The organism is Streptomyces sp. NPDC051907, assembly GCF_040681075.1.
Classification (GTDB): Bacteria; Actinomycetota; Actinomycetes; order Streptomycetales; family Streptomycetaceae; genus Streptomyces.
Window position 1 is genome coordinate 18,001 of sequence record NZ_JBFAYB010000008.1, and the last position, 16,004, is coordinate 34,004.

Annotated in this window: 12 protein-coding genes and 1 pseudogene; 4 read left to right on the forward strand and 9 right to left on the reverse strand. The window is 71.0% G+C overall.

Annotated features, from left to right (window positions below; genetic code table 11):
• Positions 1-6: 6 nt before the first annotated feature.
• The 6 genes from AB0M39_RS07585 to AB0M39_RS07610 all read right to left on the reverse strand — a co-directional run bounded on the left by AB0M39_RS07585 (position 7) and on the right by AB0M39_RS07610 (position 7,261).
• On the reverse strand, positions 7-1,782 hold the full coding sequence (locus AB0M39_RS07585) for a VanW family protein (protein ID WP_365361231.1): 1,776 nt from the start codon (positions 1,780-1,782) through the stop codon (positions 7-9).
• A 205-nt stretch (positions 1,783-1,987) separates the two neighbouring features.
• On the reverse strand, positions 1,988-2,977 hold the full coding sequence (locus tag AB0M39_RS07590; RefSeq protein WP_365361233.1) for a hypothetical protein: 990 nt from the start codon (positions 2,975-2,977) through the stop codon (positions 1,988-1,990).
• Between the two features lie 9 nt (positions 2,978-2,986).
• Positions 2,987-4,501, reverse strand: a complete 1,515-nt coding sequence (locus AB0M39_RS07595) for an APC family permease (RefSeq protein ID WP_365361235.1) — start codon at positions 4,499-4,501, stop codon at positions 2,987-2,989.
• A gap of 140 nt (positions 4,502-4,641) precedes the next feature.
• Complete coding sequence (locus AB0M39_RS07600) at positions 4,642-4,830, reverse strand: YbdD/YjiX family protein (protein WP_365361237.1); 189 nt, start codon at positions 4,828-4,830, stop codon at positions 4,642-4,644.
• Positions 4,827-6,965: a carbon starvation CstA family protein gene (locus tag AB0M39_RS07605; RefSeq protein ID WP_365361239.1), complete on the reverse strand. Its 2,139-nt coding sequence runs from the start codon at positions 6,963-6,965 to the stop codon at positions 4,827-4,829. Before AB0M39_RS07605 ends, AB0M39_RS07600 begins: the two co-directional genes overlap by 4 nt.
• A 65-nt stretch (positions 6,966-7,030) precedes the next feature.
• Positions 7,031-7,261: a DUF3311 domain-containing protein gene (locus AB0M39_RS07610; RefSeq protein WP_365361241.1), complete on the reverse strand. Its 231-nt coding sequence runs from the start codon at positions 7,259-7,261 to the stop codon at positions 7,031-7,033.
• A 171-nt stretch (positions 7,262-7,432) separates the two neighbouring features.
• Here AB0M39_RS07610 and AB0M39_RS07615 point away from each other — a divergent pair.
• Positions 7,433-8,977, forward strand: a pseudogene (locus AB0M39_RS07615) (sodium:solute symporter); the annotation flags it as partial.
• A 22-nt stretch (positions 8,978-8,999) separates the two neighbouring features.
• Positions 9,000-9,554, forward strand: a complete 555-nt coding sequence (locus AB0M39_RS07620; protein ID WP_365361500.1) for a sigma-70 family RNA polymerase sigma factor — start codon at positions 9,000-9,002, stop codon at positions 9,552-9,554.
• Between the two features lie 328 nt (positions 9,555-9,882).
• Here AB0M39_RS07620 and AB0M39_RS07625 read toward each other — a convergent pair whose 3' ends face one another.
• From AB0M39_RS07625 to AB0M39_RS07635, 3 genes are all read right to left on the reverse strand, one after another.
• Complete coding sequence (locus AB0M39_RS07625; protein ID WP_365361243.1) at positions 9,883-10,314, reverse strand: ATP-binding protein; 432 nt, start codon at positions 10,312-10,314, stop codon at positions 9,883-9,885.
• 212 nt (positions 10,315-10,526) lie between these two features.
• On the reverse strand, positions 10,527-11,522 hold the full coding sequence (locus AB0M39_RS07630) for a TAXI family TRAP transporter solute-binding subunit (protein WP_365361245.1): 996 nt from the start codon (positions 11,520-11,522) through the stop codon (positions 10,527-10,529).
• Positions 11,519-13,612, reverse strand: a complete 2,094-nt coding sequence (locus AB0M39_RS07635; RefSeq protein ID WP_365361247.1) for a TRAP transporter fused permease subunit — start codon at positions 13,610-13,612, stop codon at positions 11,519-11,521. Before AB0M39_RS07635 ends, AB0M39_RS07630 begins: the two co-directional genes overlap by 4 nt.
• A 220-nt stretch (positions 13,613-13,832) precedes the next feature.
• Between AB0M39_RS07635 and AB0M39_RS07640 the strand changes: the two genes are divergently transcribed.
• Together AB0M39_RS07640 and AB0M39_RS07645 are read left to right on the forward strand one after the other, a co-directional pair.
• The gene (locus tag AB0M39_RS07640) at positions 13,833-14,543 is read left to right on the forward strand and encodes a response regulator transcription factor (RefSeq protein WP_365361249.1); all 711 of its coding nucleotides are present in this window, start codon (positions 13,833-13,835) and stop codon (positions 14,541-14,543) included.
• 7 nt (positions 14,544-14,550) lie between these two features.
• Positions 14,551-15,999, forward strand: coding sequence for a HAMP domain-containing sensor histidine kinase (locus tag AB0M39_RS07645; RefSeq protein ID WP_365361251.1), 1,449 nt, complete (start codon positions 14,551-14,553; stop codon positions 15,997-15,999).
• Positions 16,000-16,004 lie beyond the last annotated feature (5 nt).

Here is a 16,004-nt window from a genome sequence, read left to right on the forward strand (position 1 = left end):
GTTCCGTCAGGAGAAGTCTGGTTCCGGGATGCCGAGTTGGTCCAGGGCTGCCGTGGGTGCCGCCCCCTCCGGGGTGCAGGTGACCTCGTCGCGGGGCGTGTAGTGGGTGGTGCGGGTTTCGCGCTTGACTTCCTTGCCGTCTTGGACGAAGACGCGGTCGACAGCCACGTCGAACCCTTCGAGCGGGGTCTGGACCTCGCAGGTGGGTCCGCTGCCGGTGCGCGTGCTGGGCGGCTTGATGTGGGTGCGCGGCCCCTTGGTCGCACGTACCTCGTCGTACTTCTTCGTGCCGAGGAAGGTGATGGTCACCGACGAGTCAGTGGACTCTGCCTGCACGTAGAGGGCGTGGCCGGAGTCGTTGAGCCAGCGCAGGTCGAGGGTGCCCCACGCGACGGTGGCCTCGCGGCCCTCGGGGTAGCGCTCGATGTAGAACGAGTGGGCGCCGTGCTCCACTGGCTTGACGCCCGCGAAGAACATGGCGTTGAACATGGTGGTCGCCACGGCGGAGACGCCGCCGCCGGGAGACTTCGTGTACTGGCCGTTGTTGATCATGATGCCGTCGACGAAGCCGTTCTTCTTGGTGCGCTCGCCGACGGTCTTGTTGAAGCTCCACTCCTGCCCGGGCAGGACGAGGGAGCCGTTGATGAGTTCCACGGCGCGGCTGATGTTGGTGACGCGGTAGGGAGCGGTCGGGAAGGAGACGGTGAAGGAGGAGACCTTCTCCTTGATGCCGAGCTGCCGTGCCGAAGCACTCGTGAGCCGCGGCTGCTGTGCCGTGCTGGCGATCTCGCCGGTGCGGGCCGCTCCGGTGCGGCTCAGCAGGGGCAGGACGGCCTCGGTGAACGCCTTCTCGGTGACCCGGTGCCCCGCGCGGGCCTCCTCGGCCACCACCACGCGGTCGTCTTCGTCCAGCGCGAACGTGGCGTCCTGGGGGCCCTGAGAGGCTGTCCGCATCGGGCGGGAGACGGCGGGGTCGGCGAGCAGGCCCTTGGCGTCGAGGACGGGCGCCAGACGCTGGTGGCTGTCCGGCTTCATCGCGAGATGACTGCTGAGCGTCGAGGGCGTGATGGGGATGGGTGCGCCGCCGAGGGTGAGCGTGATGGGCCCGGACATCGCGGGCCGGGCGAACTCCTTCATGGCCCGCTCGGTCTCGTGCGGGCCGATCCGCGGCTGCGTCTGCTTCACCGGCATCACGACGGGGCCGGCACTTACCGTGCGGTAGGCATCGCTCAGAGTGTCCAGGGCCCGGTCTGGGACCAGGGCGACGCCGGTGACCGGAGCCACGGCCCGCGCCGTGCCGTTCACGAACGAGATCGCCCCCTCGCGGACCTCCCGCTCGACGGCCGCACCGATGCGGTCGAGCGCGGCCCGGCTCTTGTGCTTGCCCACGCGTATCACCGGCTCGACGTCCCGGTCGTCGGAGCCGAAGAGTCCGCCGATCACGCTGAGGGGACCGGATCCCTCCCCTGCGGCGCGGTCGGCGGTGGCGGCGGGGTCGAAGGACATCCCGAGCGCGCCCGGATCGGCCTTCTGGACCTGGTCGCCGATCTTCATCGTGATCGGCGCCGTGAAGGCATGCCCGAGCTTTCGGTCCAGGACCTGCCGCGCCTGCGCTGTCGTCATCCCGCCGATGTCGACGCCGTGCACCCGGGTGCCTTCGGCGATGCCGTCGCCGGTCGCCATCCCGGTGGCGTAGAGGCCGCACAGCCCGAACGCGGCGGCGCCGCCCGCCACGGGCAGGGCGGTCCGCCAGATGCCCGTTCTCCTGGGTGAGCGTCCCAATGGTTTCTCCCCTGGAGATCGGCTGGATGGGCGCTTGGCCGTAAGAACAGCCCGCGGTACATGGATGCGCGGGAAATGTTTCATGAGAAATGGGCTAAATGGTGAGGAATGTAATTGTTGTCACATCGGGGGAGCCTCTCGGTGTGCGTGGAGCGACCAGGGGGAGCTGTGGCGGCGACGCCGTGGGAGACGTAGGCCCCGAGGACTATGGAGGCGTGTCGGGGAGGAGTTCGTCGCGCCAGCGGATGAACAGCGCTTGCGGGTCTCCGGAGTACGACCAGGGGACCGTGGTGGGCCGGTTGCCGAGGTGCTGGAAGACGAGTGCGGCGTCGTGGCGGCGGTTGGCGTAGACGAGTGCGTGGGCGAGCACGTTGAGGTCGGCGACGTCCTGTGCGTATTCGATGGTGCGGTGTGCGATCCACCGGTCGAGCGTGGTGCTGAGGTCCGGCGCGAGCGTGTCGTGCGTCCAGTGGTAGGTGAGCCCCAGCGCTGTGCGTCCTTGGGTGCGGATGAGCTCGCGGTAGTGCTCGGCGCGGGCGGCTTGGGCGAGGACGGCGAGGGGGGAGCCCAGCGGAGAGGCCGCGGCGGTGTCGCGCGCGAAGTCGTACATGCTGCCGTGGGAGCCGTGCCAGCGGGCGGAGAGGTGACGCAGGACCTGGTGGTGTCCTTCGCGGGAGTGGCGGTCGCGGGTGCGGAGCTCGTGCCACCAGTGCCAGGTGTGGGGGTGTCCTGCGCCGTAGAGGCGGGCGAGGGTGAGCAGGGAGATCCAGGGCATCGGGTCCGCGGGGAACGCGTAGCTCGCCTGGAAGCAGAAGTCGGCGGCGTGGTGGAGGCGTTTGCGGTCGAAGACGTCCTGTTCAGGGGGCGGCGGGGGGTGCTGTTGTTCCTGTGCCAGTTGGAAGAACAGCCGCATCACCTCGGTGTCCGCACGCAGCACGAGGGCGTCGGCGTTGTGGGGTTCGGCGATCTGCCAGCTCTCCACGGTGCGACAGCCGGCGGCGGTCTCGGCGAGGAGTCTGATGCGGTGGGTCCGTCGGTCCCAGTCGCCCCCGGTGGCGTACAGCAGGTCGCGCGGGCCCTGCCAGCGTCCGATCAGCAGGTCCTGCACGGCCTGTGCGAGCGGGCTGTCGCCGTAGGCGGGGTCGTAGCGCAGCGTTCGGGAGCGGCGGGAGCGTCCTGGTCGGGGTGGGGTCATCGCCGGGTCTCAGAGGTCGCCGACGCGGCCGACGCGGCCGTCGCGCTGCCCGGGGACTGCCGCGGTGACGTCGCCGTACTGCGATTCCACCCTGGCGGCGACAGACGCGTCCAGACGGGCGTGCCGGCCGGTGTAGTAGTCGCTGTCCGCGATCACGTACCAGACGAGAGGGAAGACGCCGGCGGCCAGGGCGCCGAGGCCGATCACCAGGACCGTGACGTCGAGGCTGAGCAGCGACTGGTAGAAGACCCACATCATGAACAGGGCGCCCGACAGCGGCCACAGGCCGATGAAGACGGCGTTGGCCACCGAATTGAAGAGCAGTCTGCGGTAGGCGACGACGACGGAGATGCCGGCGAGGGAGTAGTAGACGCAGATCTGCAGGCCGATGGCGCTGAACGCGTCGGCGAGGACGGTGTTGACGGGGCCCAGCGCACTGGAGGCGAACAGCAGCGTGAGGGCGACCGCGGTGACCGCTGTCACGGCCGCCCACGGTGTCTGCCATCGGCGATGGACGAGTCCGAAGACGGCCGGGAGGGTGCGGTCGCGTCCCATCGCGAACAGGGTGCGGGTGACCTGGATCAGCGTCGTCTCCAGCGTGGCGATCGTGGACAGCATCACCGCGACCACCATGGCCTTGCCTCCCCAGCCCGGCCACAGCGCGTCGCCGAGGTCTGCCAGGACCGTGCCGCTGTTCCTCTGGACGTCGCCCTGGGACATGACCAGGTTCACCGCGATCGTGACGATCTCGAACACCGCCAGCACGCTGACCACGCCGAGCAGCCCGCCCAGCCCGGACGCCCGGCGGCTGTCGCTGGTCTCCTCGCTGAGGTTCGCCGTCACGTCCCAGCCCCAGAAGTAGAACGCCGCGATGAGCGCGACCCCGGCGAACCCCTCGGGCCCGCCCAGAGCGGTGACGTCGAACAGCCACGACCACGAGAACACCGCCGCGCCGCCCCCGCGGACCAGCACGGCCACGCCGACGACCAGCAGGACGACCACCTCGATCCCGGTCATCACCCACTGCGCGCGGGCACTGATCCGAGCCCCCCTCGCCACCAGCGCCGCCATCAGCAGCAACCAGAACGCCCCCACCGCGGCGGACAGCATCCCGTTCTGCGCCCAGCCGTCGGAGAACAACGACAGGGTGTAGGACCCGGCCGGCAGGGCCCCGGCCACCATGAACAGCGTCGCGGACACCACCAGCGCCCATCCGCTGAGGAAGCCCAGCCCCGGATGCAGGGCGCGGCCGACCCATGAATAGGCGGCCCCGGCGTTGACGTCGAGTCGGCCGAGATACCTGAACGCCAGAACGATTCCCACCATGGGTATCGCACACGACAGCAGAGCTGCCGGGCTCGCCAGCCCGGCCGCCCCCGCCAGCACCGCCGTGGCCGCCGCGAGGGTGTACGCGGGCGCACTGCCCGCGATCGCCATCACCACCGCGTCCGCCGAGCCCAGAGCATTCGCTCTCAGGCCGTGCTTCTCCGGACGCAAGCTGTCCTGCCGGCCGTGTCTGCTCATCGATGAGGCTCCAAAGTGCTGTTGCCGACGAGCGGGCCGCCCAGGAGACCGCCCGGTCGTGCGGGTGTTCCGTTGCGAAGGGGGTGCCGAGGGGCAGTGGCGCCGCGCCGGCGCTACGACGGCGCGGCATCCGAAGTCGGTCAGCAGCAGCGGCTGCTCGGGTGATCCTCCTGGTGCTGGACGCGTAGCCGCTCGTACTGTCGGCGGGTGGGGACGGGGGCGTGGGGGTTGCTGCCGCGGTGACGTTCGCAGTAGCGGTCGTATGCGGCCTCGCCGGTGAACTCCCGTACGTACCAGCGCAGTCCGCTCAACACCTGACGGAGCCTCATTCGCGGGCTCCGACGGGCGCCTTGCGGGGTCGGGGAATCGGCGCCTCGATCTGCGAGACGACGTAGGGCGCTTCCGTGGTCGGCATCGGGACGGGCGAGCGCAGGGCGCGGGCGCACACCACGGCCGCGTTGACGATCACGGTCATGACCAGCAGGAGGAACAGCGCGATGAGGACGCCGTCGACCGTGGAGTTGGTGACCACGGTGTGCATGTCGTCCATGCTCTTGGCGGGGGGAAGGACGGTGCCGGCGTCGATCCCGTCGGCATAGCGGGCCCGCTGGGCGAAGAAGCCGACGCGAGGGTCGTCGGAGAAGATCTTCTGCCAGCCCGCGGTGAAGGTGATGGCGACCACCCCCGCCAGCGGGACTGCGGTGACCCAGGCCCAGCGCAGCCGTCCGGACTTGACCAGGACGGTGGTGCAGACGGTGAGGGCGACGGCGGCGAGCAGCTGGTTGGCGATTCCGAAGAGCGGGAAGAGCTGGTTGATCCCGCCGAGCGGGTCGGTGGCGCCGGAGTGGAGGAAGTAGCCCCAGGCTGTCACGACCACCGCACTGGTGATCCAGATTCCCGGCTTCCAGTTGACGCGGCCGATCGGCTTCCAGACGTTGCCGAGCATGTCCTGGAGCATGAAGCGGCCCACCCGGGTGCCCGCGTCGACCGTGGTGAGGATGAACAGCGCCTCGAACATGATCGCGAAGTGATACCAGAAAGCCTTCATCCCCGGGCCTCCGAAGACCCCGGCGAAGATCTCCGACATTCCCACGGCGAGGGTCGGCGCGCCCCCGGAGCGGGCGATGAGCGTCTGCTCCTCCACCGCCTTCGCGGCGGCGGTCAGCTGATCGGGGGTGATGGTGAAGCCGAGGCCGGCCACAGCCTGCGAGGCGGATTCGGCGGTGGTGCCGAGCAGCCCCGCCGGGGCGTTCATCGCGTAGTACAGGCCGGGGTCGAGTACCGCGGCGGCGATCAGGGCCATGACAGCGACGAAGGACTCCATCAGCATCGCGCCGTAGCCGATCATCCGTACCTGGGATTCCTTCTGGATCAGCTTCGGGGTGGTCCCGGAGGCGACCAGGGAGTGGAAGCCGGAGAGCGCGCCGCAGGCGATGGTGATGAACAGGAACGGGAACAGGGAGCCGGCGAAGACCGGTCCGGCGCCGGAGGAGGCGAAGTCGGTCACCGCCTCGGCCCGCAGCGTGGGCGCGGCCACCAGGACGCCGACGGCGAGCAGCGCGATGGTGCCGACCTTCATGAACGTGGAGAGGTAGTCGCGCGGCGCGAGCAGCATCCAGACCGGCAGGACGGAAGCGACGAATCCATAGCCGACCAGGCAGAAGACGAGAGTCGCCGGACTCCAGGTGAAGGCGCCGGCGAGCGAGGAGCTCTCCACCCACCCGCCGCCCACGATGGCCAGGAGCAGCAGCGCGACGCCGATCAGGCTGGTCTCGGTGACCCGTCCCGGGCGCAGACAGTGCAGGTAGAAGCCCATGAACAGGGCGATGGGGATGGTCATGGCAACCGAGAAGGTCCCCCACGGGGAGTGGGCGAGGGCATTGACCACGACCAGCGCCAGCACCCCCAGGAGGATGATCATGATGGCGAAGACCGCGATCAGGGCAGCGGCGCCGCCTGCCTTTCCGATCTCCTCACGGGCCATCTGCCCCAGGCTCTTGCCCTCGCGGCGCATGGACAGGAACAGCACCACCATGTCCTGCACCGCCCCGGCGAAGATCACCCCGACGACGATCCAGATGGTCCCCGGCAGGTACCCCATCTGGGCCGCCAGCACCGGACCGACCAGCGGCCCGGCCCCCGCGATCGCGGCGAAGTGATGGCCCAGCAGGACCCGGCGGTCGGTCGGCTGGAAGTCCACTCCGTCCTCGAGCCGCTCGGCAGGGGTGGCCCGGCTGTCGTCGAGCTTCAGCACGCGGCGGGCGATGAAGCGCGAGTAGAAGCGGTACGCGATGGCGTACGAGCCCAGCGCCGCGGCCACCAGCCACACGGCGGAGATCTCCTCGCCGCGGGCCAGGGCCACCATCCCCCAGGCGACGGCGCCGAGCAGGGCGACACAGGTCCACAGCAGGATCGATCTCCGGTTTGCGCTGATCGTCCTGTTCGTACGGACGGATTCGGGCATGGCGGCTCCTCACCTTGGCAGGCGAATAGAAGTGATCAACGAGGGGAGTCGTGCGGAGGGCCCGATCAGGGCTCGGACTGCCGCCGGGTCAGCAGATACGCCGCGAGCACGGCAAGACTGCACAGCGGCACCCAGGCGAGCTGGTACCAGTAGAAGAACGGCACCCCAGCCAGCTCCGGCCGCTCCTGCGCGTACCAGGGCACCCACAGCAGGGCGACGACGGGAGCGACGAGGCAGACACCGGCCGCTGCCCTGCGCACGGCGCTGCGACGGCGGGGGAGCCGGGTCCGATCCACTGTGACCTCCTCATTCCTGTCGGTCTGTGCAAGAGTTGCCGACGCCCGAGATTCAGTTGACAGCGGATGCCCCAGAGATTTCCCGGGATCCCCTGTCATCGCAGCCGGCCCCCAACGCAACTCGTAGGCGACAGGGCTCGTGCAATGCGCAGGACACAGGGACGGTGACCGATGACCGAAGGCCCCATGGCCGCGGCGTTCCTCGCCGTCATCGGCGGTGCGTCCCTGCTCGCCGTCACCGCCCGCCGCCTGCACTCCAACGACGACCTGCCCTCCCTGGGAGGCTGGGCGCTCGCCGACCGGAGCCTCGGCACCATATGGACGTGGCTCCTGCTGGGCGGCACGATCTTCACCGCGTACACCTTCGCCGCCGTGCCCGGCCTGGTGTACGGCAACGGCGCGCCCGCCTTCTTCGCCCTCCCCTACACCGTGATCGTCTGTCCGCTGGCCTTCGTGCTGCTGCCCAGGATGTGGACCGTGGCGCGGGACCACGGGTATGTCACGGCAGCCGACTTCGTGCGGGGACGCTACGGTTCGGCGCCGCTGGCCCTGGTGGTCGCGCTCACCGGCATCCTCGCCACCATGCCGTACCTCGCCCTGCAGCTCCTGGGCATCCGGGCGGTGCTCACCGCCGGCGGGCTCTACCCCAGCGCCGCTGCCGGAGACCTGGCGATGGCCGCGATCTTCGCCGGTCTGGCGGTGGCGACCTACCGCCACGGTCTGCGCGCGCCCACCGTCATCTCGGCGCTCAAGAGCGTGGCCGTCTTCGGCTCGGTACTCGCCGTCTGCTGGCTCGTCCTGGACCGGCTGGGCGGGCTCGGCGCCGTCTTCGACGCGGCCGCCGCCCGGCTCTCCGGCCCGGACGCCGGCCACGCCTCCCTCGTTCTGTCACCAGAGCAGCAACCGGCCTTCGCCACCCTCGCCCTGGGCTCGGCGCTGGCCCTGCTGATGTATCCGCACGTTCTCACCGCCGCCTTCGCCGCCTCCAGCCCGCGCGTCCTGCGCCGGGTCGCCGTCGCGCTGCCGGCCTGGACCGCGGTGCTCGCACTGTTCGGGATGCTCGGCATCGCGGCGCTCGCCTCGGGCGTCCAGGCCCCCGAGGGCGGGGCCGAGGCCGCGGTCCCCATCCTGGTGGACCGCCTGATGCCGGCGCCGCTGGCGGGTCTGGTCTTCGGCGCGATCACCGTGGGAGCGCTGGTCCCGGCAGCCGTCATGTCGATCGCGGCCGCCACCTCGTTCGTACGCAACGTGTACGTCGAGTACTTCCACCCCACCGCCACCCCCAAGCGTCAGGTGCGGATCGCCAAGGCGGTCTCCCTCACCGCGAAGGCGGGAGCCGTCGCCTTCGTCTTCGGACTACGGGACCAGGACGCCATCAACCTCCAGCTGCTCGGCGGCGTCTGGATCCTCCAGGTATTCCCCGCGGTGGCCGTCGGGCTCTTCACCCGCCGGCTCCACCACCGGGCGCTGCTCGCGGGATGGGCCGCGGGGATGGTGTTCGGCACGGTCATGGTCGTCAGGGAGGGCTTCTCGCCCGTCGTACCGCTCGGCCTGCCCGGCATGGCCGGTCATCCGCCGGAGATATACGCGGGGCTGGCCGCCCTGATCGTCAACCTGGCCGTGGCGATGGCCGGCACCGCGGTGCTGGACCGGATCGGCACACCCCGGGGCGCGGACTCCACCGCACTGCCCCCTTGTCTGACAGTCAGGCGCCGTTCCGCAGCCTGCGGGACAGCCGCTGGGCAACGCCGGCGCGGCCGCGGACAAGGCTCTGCCGCGCCAGGTGTCGGCCGACCCGGCCGAACAGGAGCGGGAGGCGGCGGTCGCCCGGCTCTTCGACGAGCACTACGCCTCGATGCTCCGCCTCGCCGCGCTGCTGGGCGCCGACGACCCCGAGAACATCGTGGCCGAGGCGTACTACCAGATCTACCGGAGGTGGCGCAGACTTCGCGACGCCGACTCCGCGGAGGCGTATCTGCGATCCACCGTCTGCAATCTGACCCGGATGCGGATACGCCACCTCCAAGTCGCCCGCCGGCACGCCCAGGCCCCCGCCGCCGACCCGGTCGCCTCCGCCGAGAACTCCGCCCTGCTCCGCGACGACCAACGCGTGCTGGTCGACGCACTCCAGCAACTGCCCGCCCGGCAGCGCGAGGCCCTCGTGCTCCGCCACTGGCTCGGCCTCAAAGAAAAGGAGATCGCCGCGGCGATGGGGATTTCGGCAGGATCGGTCAAGACCCATACCGCGCGCGGCCTCGCCGCTCTCACCCAGGCGATGGAGGCACGGCGATGAGCACCACCCCGGGCGCCCCCGGTACCGAGAAGCAGCTCCGCGAGGCCCTGGAAGCCCTCGCACATCAGGTGCAGCCCGCCCCCGACGCCTATCGCACCGCCCGCGGCGACTGGCTGCGCAGGGAACGCAGACGTCGGCTGCTCCTGGCGGTCCTCACCACGGTCGTCTTCGCCCTCGCCGTGCTGATCGGCCTCTGGGTCCTCAACCAGGCGCCCTCCGGCTCGAGCGCGGTCTTCAGCGGCGCCCACGGCCCAGCCGCCACCGCACCCGACAGGCCGATCCCGCCGCTCCTCGGCCCGTGAAGGCCGGTCCTGGTCGAGCGGCTCGGTCAGCCCGCCGGTCGGGCCGGGGCCTGCGGCAGGCGGGGGAGTGCTATCTCGAACCAGACGGCCTTCCCCGTCGCCGTGGCCGTGCTGCCCCAGTCGGCCGCCAGGGAGGCGACCAGCATCAGGCCCCGGCCGCTCTCCGCGTACAGCGCTTCGCCGCGCGGGGCGGGCAGTGCGGGCGCCGTGTCGGTCACCTCGATGCGCAGCCGTGAACCGGTCGACACGACCGTGACGGCGCACGGTCCGGTGGTGTGCCGTACCGCGTTGGCGATGACCTCGCTGGACAGCAGGGCGAGCTCTTCGAGTGTCTCGTCGGGCAGTCGCAGATCCCAGGCGCGCACCACGGACAGGACCAGCCGGCGGGCTTTCGGTACCGCCCCTTCCTCCGCGGCGACGGGGAAGCTGCGGCTGAGCGGCGGTCTCACGTGGCGCATGGTTCAGAGTCCTCGACGGGAGGGTGGCAGCGGCCCGGCTCGGATCGCGGGGGAACGCCGACGCCCCAGGGCAGTGGATCGGGGGAGAGGACCGGCGCGCCCAGTGCTGGGACAAGGGGCGGCCGGTTCGAGGGGGCGGCGCCGGTCCGGTTGCTTGACGCACCGGACCGGTCGCCTGTCTGTGCGGAGGTGCTCAGCTGTGCCTCTGTGCCTCAGGATTTGGCCAGTGCCTTCAGCGCGCCCTCGGCGCCGGGGTTCAGCGGCACGGGGGCCACTTCGCCCGCCTGGCCGGCCTGGATCTCCGTCGCGGCGGCGTTCACCTTCTCCAGGTCGCTCTTCTTCTCGTAGATCAGGTTCACGATCTTCGCGGCGAGGTCGGGGTCGAAGCCCTTCTTGACCAGCAGGACGTTCGGCACCACGATCGTGGGCACGGCCGCTGGCTGCTTGTACGCGGACGCGGGGATGGAGCCCTTCTGGTAGATGCCGCCGTACTGCTGGTTCAGAGCGGGCAGTTGCGCGGTGACGTCGAGGAAGCGGACGTCGCCCTTCAGGCTGGTGACGAGGTCGGTGATGCCGCCGGTGGGCAGCCCCCCGGACCAGACGATCGCGTCGATCCGGCTGTCCTTCATGGCGTCCACCGACTCCGGCAGGGCGAGACGCTCCGCCGAGACGTCCTTGGCGGGGTCCAGTCCGGCGGCTGTGAGCAGCCGTCTGGCGATCACTTCCGTGCCGGAGTTGGGGGCGCCGGTGGAGACCTTCTTGCCCTTCAGGTCCTGAAGGGACTCGATGCCGGAGTCGGCGCGGACCACTACCTGGGTGTAGTTGGGGTACAGGCGGGTGAGGGCTTCGACGGCCTGCGGCTTATCGAAGCCTCCCTTGCCCTCGGCGGCGTCCCCCGCGGTGTCCAGCAGGGAGAACGCGAGATCGTAGCTGCCGGCCTCGAGGCCCTGGATGTTCTGCACGGATGCGCCGGTGGTGGCGGCGGTGGCCCGGTATCCGTCGATGTTGTCCGAGATCAGTTTCGCCAGTCCGCCGCCGATCTGGTAGTAGACGCCTGTGGTGGGCCCGGTGGCGATGGTGAGCCGACCTCCCTTTCCGCTTCCCGCGTCTCGGGCGTTGTTCTGCTTCCCGCCGCCGCAGGCGGTCGCGGCGAGTGCCACGACGAGAGCGGAGGCGGCCAGGCGTGCGGCGCGCATTGGGTGCTTCATGAGGGGAGGTGTCCTTCCGTGACGGCTTCCGCTTGACGGCCCTGATCTGCGGCGCCGACCGCAGGGGCGTGCTGCCTGCGGCGCACCAGGCGCACGCCGACGGCGAGTACGAGTGCGACGAGCCCCGCGGCGATCGCGGCGGGTTCGAGGTAGAGGAGGCAGAGCGCCGCGACGACGCACAGCGCGCGTTCCAACGGCCCTGCCGGGCCGAGCAGCCGGCCGCCGGTGGCCGCCGCCAGCGCGGCGACCGCGACGGCGGAGACCGCGGTCGTCCACAGGACGCCGACCAGGCTTCCCGTGCCCAGCAGTTGGGAGCCGTTGTCGGTGAGCACGAAGGCGAACGGCACCAGGAACGCGGGCAGCGAGTACTTCCAGGTCGCGACCATGGTGCGCATCGGGTTGCCGCCGGTGATGGCGGCCGCGGCGGCCGCCGCGAGCGCTGTCGGCGGGCTCACCTCGGACAGCACCGCGTAGTAGAAGATGAACATGTACGCCTCGGGGGTGCTCACTCCGAGGGAGAGCAGCGCGGGCGCGATGATGACCGCGGCGATGATGAACGAGGCGGTGACCGGTACCGCGAGCCCCAGCACGGACACCGCGACCGCCGCGAAGAGCACGGTCAGCACCAGTTCCACGGTCGGGTTGTCGCCGAACACGCCGGCCGCGTCGACGATGACCGAGGCCAGGTTGAGGCCCAGGCCGGTCTGGGTGACGACGGCGACGATGACGCCCGCCGCGGCGCAGGTGGCGACGACCGGAAGAACCGACCTGCTGCCCTCGGCGAGCGCCCGGTACAGGCGCCGCGGCGTCATCCTGTGCCGTGCGTCGAGGAACGACAGCAGGAACTGCAGCGCGGTGGCGTAGACCACCGCCCGGAACGGGGGCAGTCCCATCGCCATGAAGCCGACGATCATGAAGAGCGACAGGAAGTGGTAGCCGAAGCGGCCCAGCAGCCTCAGCGCCGAGGTGTGCTCCTCGTCCACCACCGGGCGGGCCTGGTGCTTGCGGGCGTCGATCTCCACTGCGAGGAGGATGCCCAGGTAGTACAGCAGCGTGGGCACCAGGGCGTACAGCAGGACGGTCAGATAGCTCGCCTTGAGGTACTCGGCGATGATGAACGCCGCCGCGCCCAGCGTGGGCGGGGAGAGGATCGCCCCGATGCCGGCGGCTGCCAGCACCCCGCCGCCCTGCTCCTTGCTGTAGCCGGCCCGGCGCAGCACGGGCCAGGCGACCGACCCCAGGCTGACCGCCGTGGCGGTGCCGGAGCCGGACACGGTGCCGAGCAGGAAACCCGCGGCCGTCACGGTGCGCCCGGGGGCGCTGCGGGAGCCGCGGAAGGCCGCGAACGACAGGTCGATGAAGAACTTGCCGGCCCCGGAGATGTCGAGCACGGCGCCGAAGATGGTGAACAGCACGATGTAGGTGGCGGCCACGTTCAACGGCACGCCGTAGACGCCGTCCGTGCTCATGAAGAAGTGCGCGGCGATCGCGTCGACGTCGAAGCCGCCGTGCGCCAGCGACCACTGGTAGGGGAGCAGCCCGCCGTAGTACGCGTAGAGCAGGAACGCCGCGCAGAACGCCGGGAGCACCCAGCCGGTGGTCCGCCGGCACGCCTCCAGGACCACCAGGATCATGGCGACCCCCATGACCACGTCGAGGGACGTGGGCAGCTGGCGCCGCTCGATGAAGGCGTCGAACTCCAGCAGCGGGTAGAGGCACACGGCGACGGCGCACACGGCCAGCAGCCAGTCGAACCAGCCGGGGTTGTCGTGACGCGCGGCCTTCGCGGCCGGCGTCCTGCCCCGGCGCCACGGCAGCAGCAGCGCCGGCGCCCGCACCGTTCCGCGGTGGGTCAGGAAGATCAGCGGCAGCGTCGAGGCGAGGAACAGCGTGAGGTAGTACTGGCTGCCCTTGGCGATCGGGAAGAAGATCGCATACAGCACGAAGACCGACAGCGCGGCGCACACCACGGACACGGCTGCGGACACCGCCGGGGAGAGCTTGCGGGCCGGCCGCTCCTGGTCGAACTCGGCCACCAGCTCGTCGGCTGTTCGCTGCCCTGGTTCGGACGGTGACGTCACCATGCTCATGAGGGGCCTCCTCGGACTGGGCACTGCGGTGTGCTGTGCCTCAGACCGTCGCAGCCGTCACAAGAAGGCAACAGAGAACGTCCTCGCTCTTAACGTAGGTTTAGGATTCAGTGATCCGGATCACTTCTACGCTCGTCTCGAAGGCTCAGGACCGTAGCGGCCCGCATACATGCGCCCCCTGGGACGCGGGAGCGGGCGAGCGAAGCACCGGGAGGCCGCGTTGCGCATATTGGTCGTCGAAGACGACAACCGTGTCGCCGAAGCCCTGTCCGGCGCCCTGCGCCGCAACGGGTACGAAGTACAGCGCGCCGCCAACGCCGCCCAGGCCCTCTCCGCGCCGCCGGTCGACCTCGTCCTGCTCGACCTGGGCCTGCCGGACCGGGACGGCATCGAGGTCTGCCGGGAGCTGCGGGCCCGCGGCGGCGTCCCCGTGATCGCGGTGACGGCCCGGGGAGGCGAGCCCGACCGGGTCCGGGGCCTGCGCAGCGGCGCGGACGACTACGTGGTGAAGCCCTTCGGCACCGCGGAGCTGCTCGCCCGGATCGAAGCCGTGCTCCGGCGCAGCATGGGCCGGCGCACGAACGAGGACCTGCTCCTCACCCTCGACGGCCTCGAGATCGACCTCGCACGGCGCACGGTCGCCGTGGACGGGAAGCCCGTGCCCCTGACCCGCAAGGAGTACGACATCCTGGCCGTGCTGGTGCGCGCCGGCGGCGCGGCGGTCGCCCGTGACCGCATCCTGGTCGAGGTGTGGCAGTCGACGTACGACGGGATGTCGCGCACGCTCGACGTTCATGTGGCTACCCTGCGTGGCAAGCTGGGGCGCACGGGATGCCTCGTGCGGACCGTCCGCGGCTTCGGATACCGCCTCGCCGTCTCGGACGCCGCGGCTTCGGGCGCCGCCCCGCCGCCCGCGGCGGCCGGCTGCTGAGCACGCGATGCGCCGCCGACTCCTCGTCATCGTCTGCGCCCTCGTCGCGGGCCTGATCGTCGCCCTCAGCGTGCCCCTGGTGCGAGCCACCGCGGAACGCGCGATCCAGACCTCGTTCATCGGACGCGTCCAGGACAGCGCCTGGTTCGCCGACATGGCCGCCACCGCCCTGGAGACAGGGCGGACGGGCCGGCTCAAGGCCGCCGCCGACCGCTACACCGGCCTGTACGACTCTCGCGTGGTGGTGGTCGACGCCGACCGCGAGGTCGTCGTCGCCTCGCGCCCCGTGGACCTCGAGACGCCGGAGGTGCGCTCGGCGCTGCTGCAGGGCTTGGCCGACCGGCCCGCCGAACAGCCGAGCGTCGTATGGCCGTGGGAGGACCGCCCGTTCGTCCAGGCCGAGGCCGTCAAGCGGGACGGGCGCGTGCTCGGCGCCGTGCTGATCGTCTCGCCCACCGACCGGGCGCGCTCCGAGGTAGCGGACCATCTGGCCCTCGTCGTGCTCGGCAGCCTCGCGGCGCTCGTCGTCGTCCTGATCGCGGTCGCGACCCCGGTGGTCCGCTGGGTGCTGCGCCCGGTCCACGAGCTGGACCGCGCTACGCACGAAGTCGCCCTGGGACGGCTCAAGACCCATGTCTCGGACCGGGTCGGGGCTCCCGAGCTGCGCCGCCTGGCCCACAGCTTCAACGCGATGGCGGAGAGCATGCACGCCTCCCAGGAGCAGCAGCGGGCCTTCGTGGCGCAGGCCTCCCACCAGCTGCGCAACCCGCTGACGGCGCTCCGTCTGCGGGTGGAGAATCTGGAGGAGTTCGTGGACGACCCGCGCGGTCTGTACGAACTGCAGTGCGCGGTGGAGGAGGCCGACCGGTTCGGCGAGATGCTCGACCGGCTGCTGGAGATGGCGAGGGCGGAGGCGTCCGAGGCGGAGCGCAGGCCCGTCGACGTCTCGGCCGTGGTCGCCCACCGCGCCGAGGCATGGCGGGCGGCCTACGACGCGGAGGGCGTCGCTCTCACGACGCGGATACCCGAAGGGGTGGGCGCCCTGTCCCTGCCCGACTGTCTCGACCACACCCTGGACACCCTGCTCGACAACGCCCTCAAGTTCGGAGACGGCGCTCCGGTGGACGTCTCGGTGACGCGTGTCCCGGGCGGCCGCGGCGACGGCGGCCCGGCCTCGCCGGGCAGCGGCCGGGCGGGCGCGACACAGGGCGCGGTGGAGGTGACGGTCCGCGACAGGGGCTCCGGGCTGTCCGCGGAGGAACTGTCCCAGGCGGGAGGGAGGTTCTGGCGCAGCACACGGCACCAGAACGTCCGGGGGACGGGCCTTGGACTCGCACTCACCCGGATGCTGGTGGAGGCGGGCGGCGGCGAGCTGCGCCTTGCGGCGGCTCGGCCGCACGGACTGACCGCGACCGTACGTCTGCCTGCCGCCCCCGAGCCCCCCGCCATCCCCTGACCAGT

Coding starts and splice junctions, on each gene's coding strand:
- AB0M39_RS07590 (WP_365361233.1), bottom strand. CDS start 2,977: ATGACCCCACCCCGACCAGGACGCTCCCGCCGCTCCCGAACGCTGCGC.
- AB0M39_RS07595 (WP_365361235.1), bottom strand. CDS start 4,501: ATGAGCAGACACGGCCGGCAGGACAGCTTGCGTCCGGAGAAGCACGGC.
- AB0M39_RS07600 (WP_365361237.1), bottom strand. CDS start 4,830: ATGAGGCTCCGTCAGGTGTTGAGCGGACTGCGCTGGTACGTACGGGAG.
- AB0M39_RS07605 (WP_365361239.1), bottom strand. CDS start 6,965: ATGCCCGAATCCGTCCGTACGAACAGGACGATCAGCGCAAACCGGAGA.
- AB0M39_RS07625 (WP_365361243.1), bottom strand. CDS start 10,314: ATGCGCCACGTGAGACCGCCGCTCAGCCGCAGCTTCCCCGTCGCCGCG.
- AB0M39_RS07630 (WP_365361245.1), bottom strand. CDS start 11,522: ATGAAGCACCCAATGCGCGCCGCACGCCTGGCCGCCTCCGCTCTCGTC.
- AB0M39_RS07635 (WP_365361247.1), bottom strand. CDS start 13,612: ATGAGCATGGTGACGTCACCGTCCGAACCAGGGCAGCGAACAGCCGAC.
- AB0M39_RS07645 (WP_365361251.1), top strand. CDS start 14,551: ATGCGCCGCCGACTCCTCGTCATCGTCTGCGCCCTCGTCGCGGGCCTG.